This window comes from Jiangella rhizosphaerae, from assembly GCF_003579925.1.
Lineage (GTDB): Bacteria > Actinomycetota > Actinomycetes > Jiangellales > Jiangellaceae > Jiangella > Jiangella rhizosphaerae.
In genome coordinates, this window is sequence record NZ_QUAL01000279.1 from 1 (window position 1) to 2,596 (window position 2,596).

Annotated in this window: 2 protein-coding genes and 2 pseudogenes; 2 read left to right on the plus strand and 2 right to left on the minus strand. The window is 77.5% G+C overall.

Annotated features, from left to right (window positions below; all coding sequences use genetic code 11):
* The first annotated feature begins 133 nt into the window (after positions 1 to 133).
* The gene (locus tag DY240_RS23240) at positions 134 to 793 is read left to right on the plus strand and encodes a response regulator (protein ID WP_119662136.1); all 660 of its coding nucleotides are present in this window, start codon (positions 134 to 136) and stop codon (positions 791 to 793) included.
* Between the two features lie 39 nt (positions 794 to 832).
* On the opposite strand, the pseudogene DY240_RS23245 reads toward DY240_RS23240, so the two are convergent.
* Positions 833 to 1,546 (minus strand): annotated as a pseudogene (locus DY240_RS23245) (SDR family NAD(P)-dependent oxidoreductase); the annotation flags it as partial.
* 237 nt (positions 1,547 to 1,783) lie between these two features.
* Here DY240_RS23245 and DY240_RS32350 point away from each other — a divergent pair.
* Complete coding sequence (locus tag DY240_RS32350; RefSeq protein WP_158602967.1) at positions 1,784 to 2,089, plus strand: nucleotidyltransferase domain-containing protein; 306 nt, start codon at positions 1,784 to 1,786, stop codon at positions 2,087 to 2,089.
* A gap of 75 nt (positions 2,090 to 2,164) precedes the next feature.
* Here the strand turns inward: DY240_RS32350 and DY240_RS32355 are convergent.
* Positions 2,165 to 2,596: pseudogene (locus DY240_RS32355) on the minus strand (hypothetical protein); the annotation flags it as partial.

Consider the following 2,596-nt stretch of genomic DNA (forward strand, 5'->3'; position numbering starts at 1 on the left):
CCGGCCTGGCCGAGCGGGTCGGCGCGCTGGGCGGGACGCTGCGCGCCGGTCCCGACGGCGACGGCTGGCGGCTGGTGGCGCGGCTGCCGTTCGACGGGCCGCGGCCGGCGCGGCCGGGCGCAGGGGGTGCAGCGTGAGCACACGGGTGCTGGTCGCCGACGACCAGGAGGCGATCCGCAGCGCGTTCCGGATGGTCATCGACGCCCAGCCGGACATGCACGTCGTGGCCGAGGCGGCCGACGGCGACCAGGCGCTGCGCCTGGCCCGGGAGCTGCGGCCGGACGTCGTGCTGGCCGACATCCGGATGCCCGGTATCGACGGCCTCGAGCTGACCCGCCGGCTGGCCGGCCCGGCGAATCCGGACCCGCTGCGCGTGGTGGTCGTGACGACGTTCGACCTCGACACCTACGTGCACGCCGCCCTGGCCGGCGGCGCCTGCGGGTTCCTGCTCAAGCGATCGGGCCCGACCCTGCTGGTCGAGGCGGTCCGTGCGGCCATGGCCGGCGACACGCTGATCAGCCCGCAGGTGACCGTGCGCCTGCTGCGGCACCTGCGCCGTCCCGCGCCGTCCGCCGTCACCGACGACGTGCTGACCGAGCGGGAGCGCGAGGTCGCCCGGCTGGTGGCGCGCGGGTTGAGCAACGCCGAGATCGCCGCCGAGCTGTTCATCAGCGCGGGCACGGCGAAGAACCACCTGGCGAACATCCAGCACAAGCTCGGCGTGCGCAACCGCGTCGGCGTCGCCGGCTGGGCGTGGGCCAGCGGCCTCGTCACCGCCGACGGCGAGCGCTGACGCCGCGGCGCTCGAGTCGCCGCACCCCGGGCCGGGCGACTACTCGAACGGCGCCGGGTCGAGCAGTTCGGGTTCGCGGCCGCCGCGCAGCACGAGCACGCGCCCGGCGAGGTCGTCGTCCTCGGCGAGCCCGGTGACCGCGGCGGCCACGCGTTCCGGCGGCACGAACGGCGGCGTCTTCGCGCGCTGCTCGGGCGGCATGGCGGCGAGCTCGGCGTACGCGCGCTGCAGCCCGATCCAGCCCGGGACGAGGCAGTTCACCCGCACGCCGTGCGTCTCGCGCAGCCCGGCGACCGCGGCGGTGAAGCGGATCAGCCCGGCCTTCGCCGCGGCGTACTCAGGCGACCGGTACGGCGACAGCTCCAGCCCCGCGCCCGACGCCACGTTGACGACCGCGCCACCGCCCGCCGCCCGCAGCGGCTCCAGCACCGCCTGCGTCAGCAGCATCGGCGCGCGCAGGTTGAGCTGCAGGACCCGGTCCCACTCCCCCGGCGCCGCGTCGGGGAACCGCCGCCCGGCCGTGCCCCAGCCGCCGGCGTTGTCGACCAGGACGCCCAGCGGACCCAGCCGCCCCGCCGCCGCGACGAGCGCGTCCGCGGCGCCGTCGTCGCACACGTCGACGACCAGCGGCGACGCGCGTCCGCCGTTCTGCTCGACCGCCGCCACCGTCTCCGCACAACGGCCGGCGTCGACGTCGGCCACCAGCACGACGGCACCCCGCCCGGCCAGCGCCGACACGACGGCGCGCCCGGCGCCGGACGCGCCGCGGTGACGACGGCCACCCGGTCACGAAGATCCATGTCCCACCATCCTCGACGTGTCGGGCCATGCCCTCCACAGGACGGTAGCCGCACCCACCGACAACCCGCCGTGACCGGGGACGCGCGAGGCGAGCCACGACGCGCGGCTACCGTCGGGCGCCATGAGGACCGACCAGCCCGTGCCGCCGGCGCCCGGCTCGCCGCCATCCGCCGCCGCTGGCTCGCGGCCGTGACCGAAGGGCTGCGCGCCGACCCCGCCGTCGCCGGCGCGGCGCTGGTCGGCTCGCTCGGCACCGGCCGCCACGACGACTGGAGCGACGTCGACCTGCTGGTCGTCGTCGACGACGGGCGGCTGGACGACTACGCGCGTCGACGCCCGGCACAACGGGCCCCGCGGCACGCGAGCGTTCAGCCGGCAACGCGTCATCGACGGGCTGCCGCTGTGGATCGACTGGTACGTCGTCCCGGCGGCGAGGGCCGGCTGGGTCACCGACAGCAGGGTCCTGTTCGTCGGCGGTACGGCCGGGGCGGCTGACGTCGCCGCGCTGCGCGGTCTGCTCGACGGGTTCGCCGACCTCGCCCTCCCCCGCAACGTCGCCGCCGCGCACGCCTACCTCGACGTCGTCGAGGACGCGCCGCGCTGACCCAGCGCCGCCCAGCTGGTGGCGTCCGCCCACACCGAGCGCGGGTCGACGTACGGGCGCAGCAGCCCGGCCAGCTCGGCGTCGTGCGCGCCGGCCAGCTCGTCCTCGGCGATGCGCCGGGCGACGCCGGCCAGGAAGTCGGCGACCTGCACGCGCGGCTCGGTCATCGAGTCGGCGAACCGCACGCCGGCCAGCCGCCCGTGCGGCGGGCCGAGCGCCGCGATGCGCTCCGGCGTCAGCATCCGCTGCTCGTCGTGGAGCACCCGGACCGGCCGGCCGCCGGCGCTCCAGTGCTCGACGACGCGCGCGAAGGCGGGCCCGAGCGGGTCCAGCGATGCGACGGCGCCCGGCCCGCGGTCGAGTGCGTCCCGCAACCGCGCGGCCCGCTCGCGGCCGCC